This is a genomic window from Moritella marina ATCC 15381 (assembly GCF_008931805.1).
Lineage (GTDB): Bacteria > Pseudomonadota > Gammaproteobacteria > Enterobacterales > Moritellaceae > Moritella > Moritella marina.
Genome location: NZ_CP044399.1, coordinates 1,690,025 through 1,707,641 on the forward strand (window position 1 = coordinate 1,690,025; position 17,617 = coordinate 1,707,641).

15 protein-coding genes are annotated in these 17,617 nt (G+C 39.5%); 4 read left to right on the plus strand and 11 right to left on the minus strand.

Annotation, left to right across the window (positions count from 1 at the left end; genetic code table 11):
• Positions 1–108 precede the first annotated feature (108 nt).
• The 4 genes from narQ (at position 109) to yvcK (ending at position 4,278) form a co-directional block, all read left to right on the plus strand.
• Positions 109–1,827 (plus strand): nitrate/nitrite two-component system sensor histidine kinase NarQ, encoded by a 1,719-nt coding sequence (narQ, locus tag FR932_RS07590; protein ID WP_019440054.1) that lies wholly within the window; start codon positions 109–111, stop codon positions 1,825–1,827.
• Positions 1,820–2,467 carry a two-component system response regulator NarL gene (gene narL, locus FR932_RS07595; protein ID WP_019440053.1) on the plus strand — a complete coding sequence of 216 codons (648 nt, stop codon included), beginning with the start codon at positions 1,820–1,822 and terminating at the stop codon, positions 2,465–2,467. Before narQ ends, narL begins: the two co-directional genes overlap by 8 nt.
• A gap of 142 nt (positions 2,468–2,609) precedes the next feature.
• Complete coding sequence (locus FR932_RS07600; RefSeq protein WP_019440052.1) at positions 2,610–3,185, plus strand: LON peptidase substrate-binding domain-containing protein; 576 nt, start codon at positions 2,610–2,612, stop codon at positions 3,183–3,185.
• Between the two features lie 181 nt (positions 3,186–3,366).
• A complete protein-coding gene (yvcK, locus tag FR932_RS07605) occupies positions 3,367–4,278 on the plus strand; it encodes a uridine diphosphate-N-acetylglucosamine-binding protein YvcK (protein ID WP_026032047.1) in 912 nt (303 codons plus the stop codon).
• On the opposite strand, the gene FR932_RS07610 is transcribed toward yvcK, so the two are convergent.
• The 11 genes from FR932_RS07610 to FR932_RS07660 form a co-directional block, all read right to left on the minus strand.
• On the minus strand, positions 4,250–4,594 hold the full coding sequence (locus FR932_RS07610; protein WP_019440050.1) for an Hpt domain-containing protein: 345 nt from the start codon (positions 4,592–4,594) through the stop codon (positions 4,250–4,252). The genes yvcK and FR932_RS07610 overlap by 29 nt on opposite strands.
• A gap of 63 nt (positions 4,595–4,657) precedes the next feature.
• The gene (locus FR932_RS07615; RefSeq protein ID WP_019440049.1) at positions 4,658–6,145 is read right to left on the minus strand and encodes a SpoIIE family protein phosphatase; all 1,488 of its coding nucleotides are present in this window, start codon (positions 6,143–6,145) and stop codon (positions 4,658–4,660) included.
• Entirely contained in the window at positions 6,145–6,864 is a 720-nt protein-coding gene (locus FR932_RS07620; protein WP_019440048.1) for a cellulose synthase operon protein YhjQ/BcsQ, read from the minus strand. The genes FR932_RS07615 and FR932_RS07620 overlap by 1 nt, the downstream gene beginning before the upstream one ends.
• A complete protein-coding gene (locus FR932_RS07625) occupies positions 6,861–8,981 on the minus strand; it encodes an SLBB domain-containing protein (protein WP_019440047.1) in 2,121 nt (706 codons plus the stop codon). The genes FR932_RS07620 and FR932_RS07625 overlap by 4 nt, the downstream gene beginning before the upstream one ends.
• A complete protein-coding gene (locus FR932_RS07630) occupies positions 8,978–10,108 on the minus strand; it encodes a hypothetical protein (protein WP_019628761.1) in 1,131 nt (376 codons plus the stop codon). Before FR932_RS07630 ends, FR932_RS07625 begins: the two co-directional genes overlap by 4 nt.
• Positions 10,109–10,129: 21 nt before the next feature.
• Positions 10,130–10,465 carry an STAS domain-containing protein gene (locus tag FR932_RS07635; protein ID WP_019440045.1) on the minus strand — a complete coding sequence of 112 codons (336 nt, stop codon included), beginning with the start codon at positions 10,463–10,465 and terminating at the stop codon, positions 10,130–10,132.
• Between the two features lie 160 nt (positions 10,466–10,625).
• Positions 10,626–11,495 (minus strand): succinate--CoA ligase subunit alpha, encoded by an 870-nt coding sequence (sucD, locus tag FR932_RS07640; protein ID WP_019440044.1) that lies wholly within the window; start codon positions 11,493–11,495, stop codon positions 10,626–10,628.
• On the minus strand, positions 11,496–12,662 hold the full coding sequence (gene sucC / locus FR932_RS07645; protein ID WP_019440043.1) for an ADP-forming succinate--CoA ligase subunit beta: 1,167 nt from the start codon (positions 12,660–12,662) through the stop codon (positions 11,496–11,498).
• A gap of 99 nt (positions 12,663–12,761) precedes the next feature.
• Positions 12,762–13,937, minus strand: coding sequence for a 2-oxoglutarate dehydrogenase complex dihydrolipoyllysine-residue succinyltransferase (gene odhB, locus FR932_RS07650; RefSeq protein WP_019440042.1), 1,176 nt, complete (start codon positions 13,935–13,937; stop codon positions 12,762–12,764).
• Positions 13,938–13,958: 21 nt separating this feature from the next.
• Entirely contained in the window at positions 13,959–16,775 is a 2,817-nt protein-coding gene (gene sucA / locus FR932_RS07655; protein WP_019440041.1) for a 2-oxoglutarate dehydrogenase E1 component, read from the minus strand.
• A gap of 117 nt (positions 16,776–16,892) precedes the next feature.
• Entirely contained in the window at positions 16,893–17,609 is a 717-nt protein-coding gene (locus tag FR932_RS07660; protein WP_019440040.1) for a succinate dehydrogenase iron-sulfur subunit, read from the minus strand.
• Between the last annotated feature and the right edge of the window lie 8 nt (positions 17,610–17,617).

A 17,617-nucleotide genomic window follows, 5' to 3' on the forward strand; every position in this document is an offset into this window, starting at 1 on the left:
TAGCTAACACTTATTATAGTAGAAAATGATAAATCATTGATCGAAATTAAATTGGCCTGTAAATTATAGGTCTATTTACGGCTTAATTAACTAATTAGTAAAACATCTATGATAAAAAATATAATCCCTTCCCATCAGTCTATTATCATTTTAATCGGTCGCGGTATGTTTAGTATACTAGCATTGGCCTCTTTACTTACTTTTATATCCTTAGTGGCCCTGTCACTCAGTTTATCCGATGCAGCGTCAATTAATAAAGCCGGTGCATTAAGAATGCAAAGCTATCAAATTGCTTATAATTTATCTATCGATGAAACAGAGGTAAAACGACAAGTTCATATCGATATTTTTAATCAATCACTTGCCCATGTTAAAAATAATATTGTGGATAACTGGGATATCACCACAAAATTGAAACAAGAATTCATGGCTGTTGAGACTCAATGGCAGGAACAATCTGATATTCTACACAGTGATAATCCAGAGCAATTCTTAAGTAATGTCGATGAGTTTGTATTAAGAATTGATTCCTTTGTACAAAACCTACAAAACCATTCCGAATATAAAGTGAAGATTATCACCCTTATTAAAGGATTGGGGATCGGCCTTATTTTCGCTGTATGTATTATCACTATCCGTTTAATGCAAGTACAGGTATTAAAGCCACTCCAGCAGATATTCACCGCATCAAATCAAATCAGACGTGGGGAATTTGATGTAGCGTTTGATTTTGTTTATGAGAATGAGATTGGCTCATTGGCGAGTAATATTTCGCACATGGCAAATGATTTAAACAAGCTTTACAGTACCCTAGAGCAACAAGTAGATGCGAAAACGAAACAGTTAAAAGAAGCTAAAGATAAAATCAATTTTTTATATACTACATCGCAAAAACTACATGTCACCCACCTTAACGCAGATATGCTCGAACAAACACTACAGAGTGTTTCAGAGCTCAATGGCCTTAGCTTTTATAATCTGGTACTGACGGGTTCAGAAGTAGAGACTATCTATCTAAATGCGGGCTCAGATCACGGTGAACAAACAATTGACTTAAGATTGGAACTCGAAGAACAATCTTTTGGTACATTAACAGTCTTACAACGAGAAGCGACCGACCAAGATCACCTAAGTAGTTATTGCCGTATTATTTCACGGGCCCAACACCGATCTCAAAGTAATTTAGAGGCACAACGCTCACTACTAATGGAAGAACGCGCAGTGATTGCCCGTGAATTACATGACTCACTCGCCCAGGCTTTGTCCTATTTAAAAATTCAAGTCGCCTTACTTAAGCGCCATTTAAAGAATCAAGAAATCACGCCAGCAACCAATGACATTGTCGACGAAATAGATACCAACCTAAAATTATCTTATACCCAGTTAAGAGAATTATTGAATACATTTAGGCTGACACTCGATGATGCCAATTTATCTGAAGCCATTTCGATCATGCTTGCACAGTTGCGTCAGCGCACAACATCGATAATTCATCTCAGGTATGAACTAGAAGAGCGTTTATTTAAACCCAATCAACATATACATATTCTCCAAATTATTCGGGAAGCTGTATTAAATTCCATCAAACACGCAGAGTCAGATGAAATAATAATTGACTGTGGCACGAATAAAAATGGTACTATCGAAGTATCTATTTCGGATAATGGGAATGGCATACCAGCTAACCCAGTAAAATCCAACCATTATGGCTTAAACATAATGGGAGAACGCGCTTCAAAACTAGGTGCTAAACTAGAAATAAAAAATAATAAAACAAAAGGCACCTTAGTATTACTAACCTTCGACAGGGAAAACAAACATGCTTGAGAATAGTTACACAATTTTAGTAGTTGATGATCACCCACTAATGCGTAAAGGCATTGTTCAACTACTTTCATTAGAAGAAAAGTTCAATGTGATTGGTGAAGCTAGCGATGGTGTGGAAGCTATCACTCTTGCTAAGCAGCATGAACCAGATCTCGTATTACTTGATCTGAACATGAAAGGTATGTCAGGTTTAGATACTTTAAAAGCGCTTAGAGCTGAAGAATTAAGCTCACGCGTTGTTATTTTAACTGTTTCTGATAATAAACAAGATGTGATCCGTTTAATCAACGCTGGCGCTGATGGTTACCTATTAAAAGATTCTGAACCGGATCTATTATTAGCGCAGCTTCAGGATGTATTATCTGGACAGCAAGCACTATCAGAAAGCTTACTTGGCTACTTAGATTGCTTGCATGAAGATAACAACTTTGCAGAAAAATTGGCTAAATTAACTAAACGTGAGAACCAAATTTTACTTGAAATATCTAAAGGCTACAGCAACAAACATGTGGCAAGTAATCTGCATATTTCAGAAGGTACAGTAAAAGTTCACGTTAAAAGTCTATTGAAGAAATTAGAAGCAAGTTCACGTGTTGAAGCTGCAGTTATGTATCTTGAGTTCAATAAAACAAGCGCATAAACAATAATCGAAGTGAAAATGTAGATCTAGTTACCTTTTCACTTCGTTTTTCCAATCAATGTTCGTTCTTATTCCGGCCTCACGTGCAGACCCCTTAAACAAAGCTATCATTAGTTATACTCACACTGACTAAGGCTTTCCCGTGCAAACGACCTCACTCGCATTATTGCCATTAACATCACATATTTTACCAAACGGTAGATTACCGATTCGTATTGTCGAAGAACGCTATATCCGTATGATCATAGATAGCGCTAAAACAATGAGCGGATTTGGAGTTGTGATGATAGACCCAAGTCAGGTTGGTCCTTTCGGGCGTATATCCACGATTGGCACTCATGTGGAAATAATTGACTTTTATACCTTAGATGACGGTTTCCTCGGCATTAATGTTGAAGGTCAACAGCGCTTTATTATTGATGCTATTACCACTGAACCCGATGGTTTAAAAATGGCTAAAGTCCATTACATCACCAACTGGCCAGATCAAATTGTTAACGCTAATGAAGCTTACCTTGCCGAGAAACTCGAAGGTTTATATCAACAACACGCTGATATAAATCAACTTTATACATTAAAAGACATGACGAATATAAGTTGGGTATCACAACGATGGATAGAGCTCTTACCCCTGTCAGTTTCAGAAAAACAAATGTTATTAGAATCATCAGACTGTAATCGCTCACTCGCAATACTTAAAACATTAATGCCAACTTAATCATTAGAACCTTCATCATAATTTGAACCTTATAAACGTTTGATCGCTCATAAACACTAACCTATGCCTGATTTGCTTAATAATCAGCCGGAAAAACCAACTTAATGGCCAAGTTAATTACCAAGTAAAGTAATTTCAAGATATGATGATGTTATCTAACTTACTTAACTTGACAGATATTATGTTACAAAAATCACTTTCAGATCTTAATAAGGTCGTCGCGATTGGCGGTGGTCATGGGCTAGGCCGAGTGCTGTCGTCCCTGTCTTTTTTAGGCCCTAGATTAACCGGTATTGTAACAACAACCGATAATGGTGGCTCAACAGGGCGTCTTAGAAACGCTGAGAATTGTATTGCTTGGGGTGATATCCGCAACTGTATTAATCAGTTAGTCACGCAGCCAGACATCGGTTCATTGTTGTTTGAATATCGCTTCCAAAATGAAGGTGAGCTAAAAAATCATAACCTAGGTAACCTGATGCTTGTCGCATTAGATAACCTTTGTGTACGACCTTTAGATGCAGTCAACCTTATTCGTAATATGCTTCATGTCGAATGCCAGCTTATTCCGATGTCTGAGCAGCCAAGTGACTTAATTGCAGTAACGCCTTGTGGCAGTGATGTGTACGGTGAAGTATCTGTAGATAAAATGCATGAGTTTCCAAATGAATTAACTGTCCAACCAAATGTATCTGCAACACTTGAAGCCGTACAAGCAATTGAAAAGGCCGAGTTGATATTATTAGGTCCTGGATCATTCCTCACCAGTATTATGCCGCCCTTGCTTTTAAAAGACATACAAGTGGCCCTGCGCCGAACAAACGCAAAAGTAATATACTTAGGTAATTTACAGCCCGAGATAGGACCGGCATCGACAATTTCACTACAAGCACGCTTAAAGTGGTGTGAAGGTAAGTTAGGTTTCCCGCTGATTAATGCCGTGATACAGGATATAGATAAACAATCTGAACTAACTTATCCTACCTATACCCATGATTTACGAGAAAATCTAAATAAAAATTATCACGACAGAGATAAATTAAAAGCAGCGATCGAATCAGTCGTTAATCACATTTTAATGCCAGCGCGCTGATCGCATCTTCTAAACTTTTAATTAACAATGGTAATTTCACTTGCACTTCTGCCGTGCTATTTGATTTTGCCATGACTTCCAATTCCTCAGCATGTTGTTGCACAATCAAGGCACCATAAGTCCCGGCACTACTTTTGATACTATGACAGCTTTGCGCTACTTTATCATGATCTACGTTAGTCATTAACGCTTTTAGATCTGCAATACGCTCAGTTGTTTCTTCGTTAAAAACATCCACTAACGCTGGTAACATCTCTTCCCCAACATCAACCAGTAATTGAGAGAATACCGTTTCATTAATAACTGTGTTTTCCATTTCATTACCTCTTACTGTAAATTATAACTCTAAATAATAGCTTTACTCGATAGTCAGTACCGGTTAAGTATGGATTTCAATAACTAACGCAGTGACATCATCTTGTAACTGTTCAGGAGAAAGTGATTCAAAACGCAGCCAGAGTTTATCTAACGTACTTTGAGCTGTTTTCCCTTTAATATCAACAAGTATATTATCAATACAGTCACAGTTTCTGTCAATGTTTTCAAAAATACCGTCAGAATAGAAAAATAATTTATCTTCGGGTGTTAATTGCAAAGTCACTGATTCATATTGCTCATCAGAGAGTAAACCTAATACAGTGCCTTTACAGTCAATAGCCTCATAACCAGACCCGTGTAGTAAGTAGGGCTGCGGGTGTCCTGCCAAAGCTATTTCACATTGCTTACCGGTAAGTTTAATAACCGTGCAGGTTAGCATGCTGGTTTCTAATAGTTGATTTACATACAGCCGATTAGATAATCCAGCAAGTAACTCCGTAGGTGAAATATCTGCAGCTGTTACTACCCCTTCTAAATACCCCATGATGGCAAAGCTATGGAATTTAGCGACAGGGCCATGCCCCATAATATCACCTAACACGATAATCTGACTTTCACCAAAGTCATGAAAAAATACAAAATCACCACCACCTTCAGTCGCTGGAGTATGTGCTAACGCGAGGTTCCACAGCCCACTTATTGAAGGGAGCGAGGGCTTAAATGGTCGGCTCAGCGATTCCACTACTCGTTGTTGATAATGTAGCGCGAGTTGATTTGTCCTGCGTATAACCCGATTACAAACAGCAAGTAATGATGTTTTGGTGATAGGTTTAATTAAATAACCATCAATTGATACTTCTGCGGCTTGTTCTTGTATCGTCAGGTTTTCATCCCCCGTTAAGAATACGAACGGTGTTAATGCGCCTTTATCTAGGTCTTCAACTTTTTGCCTAAATTCAAATCCAGACATCTCGGGCATATGTATGTCTGCAATAATAAGCTCACAACCTTCATGAGCAATAAACTTAAGTGCCTGAACAGCACCAGAAAAAGTATGCACAACAAAATCATTCTTGAGATATGCCTGATGTGCTGATAATAAAATTAGATCATCATCAACAATCACCACTTTGAGCTTTTTCTCTTGCTTACTCAATGGGCAAGTTAATGTATTTATACCGTGGGCGCTCACATAATAGCCATCGGGGTTATTATTTTGAATTAACGCTAACCCCATCCCCCCCGTCAGCAACTCACCATTAAATATATCATTCGTATTCGCTTGATAAGGGTTAAAACTGTCACCGTTATCGGACACGGAAAAATACCAATCTCCGTTGCTACCAGCAAGTTCTATACTAAACCAGTGAACAGAGTCTGGATTATGGAAATACAAATTCGACAGGTATTCAGCTAGCACTAACGTCACACGATCTATTTCTGCTTGATCGAGTGCCAATTGATAGCACAATGCAGTGAGTAAACGCCGAACTTCGCTAATAGAGTCCAACTTTAACGAGTATTGCTTTGCGAATAGCTGTGTTTTCATCAACGACCTATATTCCCTTTTAACAATTCGATATTCGAGATGCGCTTAAGTAGCCATCGCTCGACTCTCGGAAAACGTTTTAACCGTCTTCGCACAGAGTTTCTTAATTGCATATCCAGTGGTGGGCAATGTACATCATTGATAACAGTACCGAGCAAATTAATCTGGTTGTTGTTAAAAATTGCCATTGTCTTTAATACCCGACTCTCTAATGAAATCCCGGGCGCTACAACAAGTAAACAAGCATCACAAACTCTCGCGATGACCTCACCTGGAATATTTGAAAAGTTTGCCCGCGTGATCGCGCATGTATCAAATATAATAAAATTATAACGTTTCAGCCAAATCTCTATCGCACTTTTGAGTTTTTTTTCATCTCGAAAACTAATGTTTTGATCTTGTTCACTTTGTGGCGCAGGTAAAATATCTATCATTGCTGAAAGTGGGGTTACACAAGCGTTTTGTAGCGTCGCGTCATCCAAAGACCATGGCTGCTTTTTTTCAACATACTCATTAGTGATTGCTGGTTTAAATGTATTTAGATCGACGATTAATACTTTATTACCCGCGGCTTTATAGCGCCGAGCTAGCGCTAAAACTAACTCCGTGGTACCTTCTTTACCTTGAGCACAATTTATCGAAATTGATTTAATATTCTCACTCATAATTGATTGATATATCTGCTCTATTTCTACGAATGTCTCTGGTAATATATTCATAATGAAGAGCCGACAATAAAGAGTGTAACCACACTAAGTGCACTGCCTAATATATTCATAAATTGACTCCAATTTGAATCACTTTCATTAGGTATATAGATGGTATCACCCGCATGTATAATCGGGATATCGCGATAATCAGGCTGAGTAAAATAGTTTTTCATATTAAACGTACGTGCTGTGTGCTCCATTTCACCATGTTTAGTGAGAATAACAATGCGATCAATATACGCTTCAGACGTTGGCCCTCCGGCCATTGTTAATATACCGACAACATCCAATGAAGCGTCATATTTATAACGTCCTGGGTTATGTACTGCGCCTAATATCTGCACAATGTTAACTGTATTGTTCAACTCACCAACATCTGTTTTAGCCGGGATGTAAATGGTATCACCAGGCAGTACTTGCGGTAACAGGTTTTCATCGCCTGTTTCAAAGTACATATCAAGATCTAACGTTGACGCTTTAGCATAACGACGATTACGATGAGTTATTTTAATATGCTTAATATCAGCTTCATTCGTAGGACCATCTGCCGCGGATAGTAAATCAAGAAAGTCCAATCCACTATTAAATGCGTAACGGCCAGGCGCACCTACCGCGCCTAGGATATAGATTGATGATTCAGACTCTTGCTTTATCCACTTAGATTTATTGTCATGGGGATCATCAGGCAATTCATTAAACATCACCGTATCGCCTGCTGATAATTGTGGTAATGATAAATAATCACCACCAACTTTCATAAATTTTTCTAAATCAAAATACTGACGCTGACCTAAACCATCATTCCCAACAATAATGATTTTCGCTAAATCTGCTTTTTCAGTTGGGCCTTCAGCATGCCCGAGCAGATCAAGAAATGTCATATCATCATCCCACTGGTAACGCCCCGGATTTTTAACCGCACCAATGATCTTAATAGCCTCATTATGTGCTTCGATTAACCAAGATTTTTCAATCATGTCCGCTTTTTCCGGTAAAAATATAACGTCGCCCCCCGCAATTAAAGGAAAGGGGTTATTTTCAGGATCATCGGAATATTTTTTTAAATCAAACCGGAATGTATCACCATTAACTTTCAGTATTTTAATTTGTTGAGTATCTGCATATCGGTTTGGGCCACCTGCATTGGCCAACATATCCATAAAGGTAATACCTTCACGTCCTTCATAAGCGCCGGGTTTATTAACCTGCCCCATAACATAAACAACTTGTAAACCGACTTTGATATCTGCCACTTGAATGGGTACAAAAATAGTCGTACCAGGTTTCACTTTGGGTAGTTTAGATACATCACCGGTATCGAGGTAAAGCTTTAGGTCGAATGTTTGCGGTTCTTTCAACCCCATCACTCTTATCTTACTCACATTACCGTAGCGGGTAACACCGTTCGCTTTCATTAAACTTTCTATTACCGTCATACCCGGCACATAAGAAAACGTGCCAGGCGCATTAACTTCACCAAATACCGTTACTGCTTTTTGGGTATCACTTGCATCACCACCTGATTTTAATGTGGTCGCATCAAAAATCATCTGTACATTACCAGTCAGAGGCGATGACGGCACGAAGATAACATCGCCAGACTTAAGTATTGGTAATTCCTTTTCGTCCCCTGTTTCCAGATATCGCTTAAAGTCAAAAATGATCACTTTAGCGCCACGTTGTAACTGCATATTGTCAAGCTGAGCACCAGATAGCATCCCCCCCGCTTTATTCAATGCCATTTGTACATTACCAAATTCAGGCAGTACAACTTCACGAGGATCCTTAACATAGCCCAGTACGGTTACTAGCTTTTCGCGCGCTCTAAACTCAATATACAGTTTCGATATATCACGAAATACCAAACTCAAATCTGCTTTTAATTCTTTGAGCACCATAGCGAGGGTTTTACCTTTAACTAGCATCCTCCCTACTTCTGGTATCTGAATATACCCACCTCCATCAACTTGAAACGGAGCTTCAAAATCTTTTTCACCGGGCATAAAAATGAACAATTGGTCACCAGAATCAATTAATTCACTTTCAGCATAAACGATAGACGATGTCGATAACAACGTAAGAAAAAGCGTTAAAGATAAAGTACAACACAAGGCGATAAATTTCATAATGCGATACCTTTAAACAGTGATGCATCGTTGAACTGTTCGCCTTCATTCAACAAAAAACGCCAATCTTTTACTTTATGATTTACATCTTGATTAGCCTCTGATTGCCACATTAACGTACTAATGATAGGAGTTGAAGACGTTATAGCATCACGGCGTAAGTCCTCATAAAGAACTTTATGACGTAATGGTTCAGCTGTAATGTTGAGTAAATAATTAAATATGGCATCCGTACGTAAATTAAGTAATTCAACGTCATCTAAACTCGTTGCATAAGTATTAACAGCTAACTTATTAGAGAATATAATTTGCTCATTGGATGTATCAATCTCATGTATTTGTACCGGTGTATGCTGCTCTATATTTATTTGCAAACGGGATAATTGTTCTACATTGACACTCGGAACTTGCTCAAACAGTAAATACTGACGCATTATTTCATTGTAATCGTCAACACCTTTATCCTCTTCCATAGGTTGCGCATTATCATCTACGATGGTATCCATGTCGTGTATCACAATAGCGTCGTTGTAATTGAGATTAGATTGCGCACTTTTTTTATTTACGGTGTTTTCAAAAAGTTTATATTTGGTGTATTCAACCACAATTTTTGGGTTATCTAGGAGTAGAAAACTGACCTGGCGAAGACAGGCTTTATACTCTGCAGTCAAAATAGCGTTACCCGTTTCAAATTGCGGTGCGCAGTATAGTAAGAGATCAAGTTGGTAAATCAGTGGATGTACAAAATTAGACGTAAGTATACGTGAGGGTTGTGCACAATTCGTATTACTGGTTACTTGATTCAGTTGTACAACTAAATTAGTAATATGTTTTTCAAGAATGGCTATTTCAACTTTAATATCTTGTGGGTCTTCTACTTCGATGGACTTTGCAACACGACTATTAATATTATTGACCGTTTTTACATATGCAGGAATACACGCTTGTGCCCCCCGTAAATTAGCTACGGATAAATGCAGATTTAAATAATCATAATGTTGCTTAAAGAGGACGCGCTCTTCGGTGTGAGCACCTAAATCAGTGAAATAACCTTCGTCCGGCCAATTAGTACATGCGGATAAAGATAAAGATAAACACATAGCTATCCCTAGCAATAATTTATTCATTCAATACCTTACGGCATTTTATTATGCCGAGTGATTTGTCTCACTTTCACTAATATCTTCGATAAAGGGAATTGCATTTTCGACCCGTAACATTGTCATCAGTTTATAGGGTTGACCTGATACTTTAAGTAAAGATAGCGTTCGACGCTGTGAAATCAGTCTTTTAAATAAAAAAACAATCGCGCCAATACCTGTCGAATCTATAAAATTCACGTTTGAAAAATCCAGAACGATATTCTCTTTATGATCTTGAACTAATAATTCCAAACTAGACTGAAGACTGGCTACATGTTCAGAATCAAGGTCTGTAGCGATAGGTAAAATTATGATGCCATCATAAGGTCTTAATATGTCCATTATAACTACTCCAAAGAATACAACGTTAATTCTGATGGTAATATTAACGTAAAATGCATTTATATTTTCAAGCTCACAGTTAATAATATAGACGTTAAAACCATAAAGTGCACAAATAAAAAAACCACCCGAAGGTGGTTTAATATAATTAAAACAAGTATTAACCTAATTTAGCACGTAATGCCGAGCCAATATCAGCTAATGAACGCACTGTTGACACGCCTGCGTCTTCAAGGGCTGCAAATTTCTCGTCTGCAGTACCTTTACCGCCAGCGATAATTGCGCCAGCATGACCCATACGTTTACCAGCAGGAGCTGTAACACCGGCAATGTAAGAAACAACAGGTTTAGTTACATGTGCTTTAATATAAGCAGCAGCTTCTTCTTCTGCAGTACCACCAATTTCACCAATCATTACGATTGCTTCAGTTTGTGGATCTTTTTCAAACAATTCAAGTACATCAATAAAGTTAGTACCTGGGATTGGATCACCACCGATACCAACACAAGTTGATTGACCGTAGCCTTCGTCAGTCGTTTGTTTTACAGCTTCATACGTTAATGTACCAGAGCGTGAAACAATACCAATTTTACCTGGCTTGTGAATGTGACCAGGCATAATACCAATCTTACATTCACCTGGAGTGATAACACCCGGACAGTTAGGACCGATCATACGCACATTTTGTTGATCAAGTTTTACTTTAACTTCGATCATATCTACAGTCGGGATACCTTCTGTAATACAAACGATAAGTTCAATACCTGCATCAATAGCTTCTAAGATCGCATCTTTACAGAACGGTGCTGGTACATAGATAACAGACGCTGTTGCGCCAGTTGTTTCTACTGCATCACGCACAGTGTTGAATACAGGCAGACCTAGATGTTTTGTGCCGCCTTTACCAGGAGAAACACCACCAACCATTTGAGTGCCGTAATCAGCAGCCTGCTCTGAGTGGAATGTACCTTGACCACCAGTGAAACCTTGACAGATTACTTTCGTATCTTTATTAATTAAAACGCTCATTTATTTGCCCTCCGCTGCTGCAACAACTTGTTGCGCTGCATCCGTTAGGCTAGATGCTGCGATAATATTTAATCCAGATTTAGCTAAAACTTCACGGCCTAATTCTGCATTGTTACCTTCTAGACGTACAACAACAGGTACTTTAACACCTACTTCTTGTACAGCACCAATAATACCTTCAGCAATCATGTCACAACGTACGATGCCACCAAAGATGTTTACTAGTACAGCTTTAACATTGTCATCAGAAAGAATGATTTTAAATGCTTCAGCAACACGTTCTTTTGTCGCGCCGCCACCAACGTCTAGGAAGTTAGCTGGTTTGCCACCATGGATGTTAACGATATCCATCGTACCCATAGCTAGACCTGCACCGTTTACCATACAACCAATACTGCCGTCTAATGCAACATAGTTTAATTCAAATTTAGCAGCGTGAGCTTCACGTGCATCTTCTTGAGTAACGTCTTGCATTAAACGTAGTTTAGGCTGGCGATAAAGTGCATTTGAATCGATCGTAATTTTACCATCTAGACAAACAAGATCACCGGCACCTGTAATGATAAGTGGATTAATTTCAAGTAGTGCCATATCAGAATCAGTGAACATTTTAGCTAGACCCATGAAGATCTGTGTAAACTGTTTGATTTGAGCGCCTTGTAAACCAAGTTTGAACGCTAATTCACGTGCTTGGTAAGGTTGTGCACCTACAAGTGGATCAATCGTCGCTTTATGAATTAATTCAGGCGTTTGCTCTGCAACCGTCTCAATATCAACACCGCCTTCAGTTGATGCCATAAATACAACTTTACGCGAACCACGGTCAATAACCGCACCAAGATAAAGTTCATTTGCGATATCACCCGCAGCTTCAACTAAAATTTGTGAAACTGGCTGACCGTGTTCATCGGTTTGATAAGTAACTAAGTTCTTACCTAACCAATGCTCAGCAAATGCAGTGATTTCATCTTTAGATGTTACCAGCTTAACGCCACCTGCTTTACCACGTCCACCGGCGTGTACTTGACATTTAACAACCCATTTATCGCCACCAATTTTGTCAGCGAAAGCTGCCGCTTCATGAGGTACGTTTGTTGCGTAACCTTCAGGAACTGGCAAACCATATTCAGCAAAAAGTTGTTTTGCCTGATACTCATGCAGATTCATGCTCGTATATCCATGTTAATAGCCACTTGGGCTTGTCCCGAGAACTTACGCCTCAATATGAAGCGTAAGCAACTAAAAATTAATACTTAATACTTAATACTACACATCTAAAAGAAGACGAGTTGGGTCTTCTAATAATTCTTTTATCGTTACCAAGAAACCAACAGATTCTTTACCATCAACCAAGCGGTGATCATAAGAAAGTGCTAAGTACATCATAGGTTGAATAACAACTTGACCATCAACAGCCATTGGGCGATCTTGGATTTTGTGCATACCCAAGATTGCACTTTGTGGTGGGTTAATGATTGGCGTTGACATTAATGAACCAAATACACCACCGTTAGTCACTGTAAAGTTACCACCGGTCAGATCTTCAATTGACAGTTTACCGTCACGACCTTTAAGTGCTAATTGGCGAATATTCTTTTCGATATCAGCAAGACTCATCGTATCGCAATCGCGTAATACCGGCGTTACTAGACCACGCGGCGTTGAAATCGCGATGCTCACATCAAAGTAGTTGTGATACACGATATCAGTACCATCGATCGAAGCGTTTACTTCAGGGTAGCGTTTTAGTGCTTCTACAACCGCTTTCACGTAGAAAGACATAAAGCCTAGACGGATACCATGACGTTCTTCAAAAACATCTTTATATTGTTTACGAATATCCATGATTGGTTTCATGTTGATTTCGTTAAACGTTGTTAGCATTGCAGTTGAGTTTTTAGCTTCTAATAAACGTTCCGCGATACGTTTACGAAGACGTGTCATCGCAACACGTTTTTCGCTACGGCCCGCTTGCAATTCTACTGGGACAACAGCTGGTGCTGGTGCAGCCGCTTTTACAACTGGCGCAGGCGCTAATGCTTTTTCAACATCTTCTTTAGTGATTAAGCCATTTTTACCCGAACCAGCAATCTTAGATGCGTCTAAACCTTTCTCTGCAATAAGACGACGAACAGCAGGACTTGCGTCAACACTCGCTTCGCTTGCTTCTGCTGGTTTGTCTTTTGTTTCTTCGCCAGCAACAGCGCCTACTTTCAAGCGACCAATAACTTGTTGGCCAAGAACCGTCGCGCCTTCTTCTTCTAGAATTTCAACAAGAACACCAGATTCAACTGCTGGAACTTCTAGAATAACTTTGTCGGTTTCAATCTCTACAATTACTTCGTCACGTTCAACAGCATCGCCAGGGCGTTTGTGCCATGTTGCTACTGCTGCGTCAGCTACTGATTCAGGTAGTACAGGTACCACGATTTCAATTGTCATTTTCATAATTCCTTTAATAAACTATTTCTGCGCAACAGTTAAAGCATCTTCAATAAGTGCTAGCTGTTGTTTTGTATGTACAGACATATAACCGACTGCTGGTGATGCTGATGCAGCGCGTCCAGCGTAACTTAGTTTCGCACCCTGTGGGATAGATTCCCAGTGGTGATGCTGACTTGAATACCAAGCACCCTGATTCTGAGGTTCTTCTTGGCACCAAACAAACTGTTCTACATGTTGATAGTCTGCAAAGACAGCTGCAATTTCCGCATGTGGGAAAGGATAAAGCTGTTCAATACGCACAATAGCAACATCAGTTTGACCTGTTTTACGACGTGTTTCGAGTAAATCGAAATACACTTTACCGCTACACATTACAACGCGTTTAACTTGCGTTGGGTCAAGTTCGTCAATTTCACCGATAACATTTTGGAACGTACCTTCTGCTAATTCAGATAAACTAGAAATAGCTAACGGATGACGTAATAATGATTTCGGTGTCATTACGATCAGTGGACGACGCATAGGACGTACAGTTTGACGACGAAGCATATGGTAAACCTGCGCTGGTGTACTTGGTACACACACTTGCCAGTTATGCTCAGCACACATTTGCATGTAACGCTCTAGACGCGCAGATGAATGCTCAGGACCTTGCCCTTCATAACCATGTGGTAACATCACTGTTAGACCACACATACGACCCCATTTCTGTTCACCAGAAGAGAGGAATTGATCGAATACAACTTGCGCGCCATTGGCGAAATCACCAAATTGTGCTTCCCAAATAGTCAAGCCACTTGGTTCCGTTGTCGCATAACCATATTCAAATGCTAATACCGCTTCTTCAGATAACACTGAATCGTGGATAGTAAGCTCACCTTGATCAGCTTTTAGATTCGCTAATGGTGTATACGTACTCGCGTCTTCTTGGTTATGAACAACAGCATGACGATGGAAGAAAGTACCACGGCCAACATCTTGTCCAGTAATACGTACTTTGTAGTTATCATCAAGTAATGTTGCATAAGCCAATGTTTCAGCAAAACCCCAGTCACACGGTTTTTCACCATTTGCCATCGCCACACGATCGTTATAAATCTTCTGAACACGGGATTGAATCTTGTGCCCTTCAGGAACGTTCGTCATTTTGATTGCAAGATCTGTCAGGGTTTGTTGCGCTACCTGAGATTGGTACGGCATATCCCATTCATGTTTTAAGTACGGATTCCAATCAACAGAGTGCTGTTCCATTGGGCGCCATTCTTTAACAACACATTGACCACCATCAAGTTGGTCACGATATTCATTAATGAAACCAGTCGCTTCAGCAGCATCAATAACCGCTTCATTAACAAGTTGATCTGCATAGATCTTACGCGGTGTTGGATGCTTTTTAATTTTTTTGTACATTAATGGTTGCGTTGCACTTGGCTCATCAGCTTCATTATGACCATGACGGCGATAACAAACTAAATCAATAACAACGTCACGCTTGAATGTATTACGGAAATCTAGCGCTATTTGTGTAACCAATACAACGGCTTCAGGATCATCTGCATTTACATGGAAGATAGGTGCCTGAACCATTTTTGCGATATCTGTACAGTATTCTGTCGAACGCATATCTTTCGGGTTTGACGTTGTGAAACCGACTTGGTTGTTAACAACAATACGAACTGTACCACCAATGCCATAAGCGCGTGTTTGCGACATATTAAATGTCTCAGCCACAACACCCTGACCAGCAATTGCAGAATCACCATGAATTGTGATCGCCAGTACTTCATCACCATTTGTGCTACCAAGACGTTCTTGACGTGCACGAACAGATCCCATGACTACAGGATTAACAATTTCTAAATGCGATGGATTAAACGCAAGCGCTAAATGAACGTTTCCGCCTGGGGTATGAAAATCAGAGCTAAAACCTTGATGATACTTAACATCACCCGCTCCCCATACGTCGCTGTGTTTACCAGCAAATTCATCAAACAAATCAGCTGGCTTTTTACCCAGCACGTTAACAAGCATATTAAGTCTGCCGCGATGCGCCATACCAATAACAGCTTCTTTGATACCTTGTTCACCACTACGACGAATTAATTCTTTCATCATTGGAATTAGTGCATCACCACCCTCAAGGGAGAAACGTTTTGCACCAGGGAACTTAGCACCTAAGTATTTTTCTAGACCTTCGGCAGCGGTTAAGCTTTCCAAAAATCGTAATTTATCTTGTTTTTCAAATTCAGGGCTGCTTTCAACAGACTCTAAACGACTTTGAATCCAACGCTTTTCTTCTGTAGATACAATGTGCATATATTCCGCAGCAACGGAACCACAGTAAGTTTTTTGTAGCGAAGCATAAAGGTCACTTAATTTCATGCTTTCTTGACCAATCGCGTATGAACCAACATTAAAGTTAGCATCAAAATCAGCATCAGAAAGTGTGTGATATGCGGGGTCTAGATCTTGAACACGATCACGTGCCCATATTCCTAACGGATCTAGGTTCGCATGTTGGTGCCCACGGAAACGGAAAGCATTAATTAATTGTAATACCCTAACTTGTTTCGAGTCATTATGCGGATCACTTACTTGCGCAGCATAGCGAGAGGTTTCTTTCGCAAGACGAATGAAATAATCCTTCACAGGACCATGTGGAACTTCTTTAGTCGAATTATCAACTTTAGGTAGACCTAAAAATACAGTTTGCCATTCTTCGCCAACTGAATCAGGATCTGCTAAAAATTGCTCATATAAATCTTCAATATATGTCTGGTTCGCACCGGCTAGATGAGAGGATTCTAACCAGGCTTTCATGACGTTATTCTGCATTCTCTGCCCTTTTTACTTTAAATGTCCATCGCGCCAGAGATGGTAGCAAAGATTTCAAATTACTTGGCCATTCCCAACGGAATGACCATTGTAACTAAAAACTAACAAAAAACATTGCTACACCGCACGTTGTAGTAACATAGATTTAATATTACCGATTGCTTTTGTAGGATTTAGACCTTTAGGGCACACATTTACACAGTTCATAATACCGTGACAACGGAATACACTAAACGCATCGTCTAATTCAGATAGACGTTGTTCGGTTGCCGAGTCACGACTATCAACTAAGAAACGATAAGCCGCTAATAAACCAGCAGGACCCACGAACTTATCGGGGTTCCACCAGAATGATGGGCATGATGTTGAACAACACGCACATAAGATACACTCGTATAATCCATCTAACTTTTCGCGTTCTTCAGGTGATTGAAGATTTTCGCGAGCAGGTGGAATAGCACTGTCATCTGTAATTAAGAACGGTTTAATACGTGCATAGTTATCATAAAACTGCGACATATCAATAACAAGATCTCGTACCACTGGCAAGCCTGGTAGTGGACGAATAACAATCGTATTGTTCATATTTAGATCAGACAACGGTGTGATACATGCTAGGCCATTTTTGCCATTCATGTTTACACCATCAGAACCACACACGCCTTCACGGCAAGAGCGACGGAAAGATAAAGATGCATCTGTTTCTTTTAATTGAATAAGCGCATCCAGCACCATCATGTCAGAACCTTCAGGTACTTCAAGGCTCATTTCTTGCATTTTAGGTTTGCTATCAACATCAGGGTTATAGCGATAAATTGAAAATTTAACTTGCATAGGTATCC

Bases quoted from the DNA above. Each gene is read 5' to 3' on its own strand.
- narQ (WP_019440054.1), top strand. From the start codon at position 109: ATGATAAAAAATATAATCCCTTCCCATCAGTCTATTATCATTTTAATC.
- narL (WP_019440053.1), top strand. From the start codon at position 1,820: ATGCTTGAGAATAGTTACACAATTTTAGTAGTTGATGATCACCCACTA.
- yvcK (WP_026032047.1), top strand. From the start codon at position 3,367: ATGTTACAAAAATCACTTTCAGATCTTAATAAGGTCGTCGCGATTGGC.
- FR932_RS07610 (WP_019440050.1), bottom strand. From the start codon at position 4,594: ATGGAAAACACAGTTATTAATGAAACGGTATTCTCTCAATTACTGGTT.
- FR932_RS07615 (WP_019440049.1), bottom strand. From the start codon at position 6,145: ATGAAAACACAGCTATTCGCAAAGCAATACTCGTTAAAGTTGGACTCT.
- FR932_RS07620 (WP_019440048.1), bottom strand. From the start codon at position 6,864: ATGAATATATTACCAGAGACATTCGTAGAAATAGAGCAGATATATCAA.
- FR932_RS07625 (WP_019440047.1), bottom strand. From the start codon at position 8,981: ATGAAATTTATCGCCTTGTGTTGTACTTTATCTTTAACGCTTTTTCTT.
- FR932_RS07630 (WP_019628761.1), bottom strand. From the start codon at position 10,108: ATGAATAAATTATTGCTAGGGATAGCTATGTGTTTATCTTTATCTTTA.
- FR932_RS07635 (WP_019440045.1), bottom strand. From the start codon at position 10,465: ATGGACATATTAAGACCTTATGATGGCATCATAATTTTACCTATCGCT.
- sucD (WP_019440044.1), bottom strand. From the start codon at position 11,495: ATGAGCGTTTTAATTAATAAAGATACGAAAGTAATCTGTCAAGGTTTC.
- sucC (WP_019440043.1), bottom strand. From the start codon at position 12,662: ATGAATCTGCATGAGTATCAGGCAAAACAACTTTTTGCTGAATATGGT.
- odhB (WP_019440042.1), bottom strand. From the start codon at position 13,937: ATGACAATTGAAATCGTGGTACCTGTACTACCTGAATCAGTAGCTGAC.
- sucA (WP_019440041.1), bottom strand. From the start codon at position 16,775: ATGCAGAATAACGTCATGAAAGCCTGGTTAGAATCCTCTCATCTAGCC.
- FR932_RS07660 (WP_019440040.1), bottom strand. From the start codon at position 17,609: ATGCAAGTTAAATTTTCAATTTATCGCTATAACCCTGATGTTGATAGC.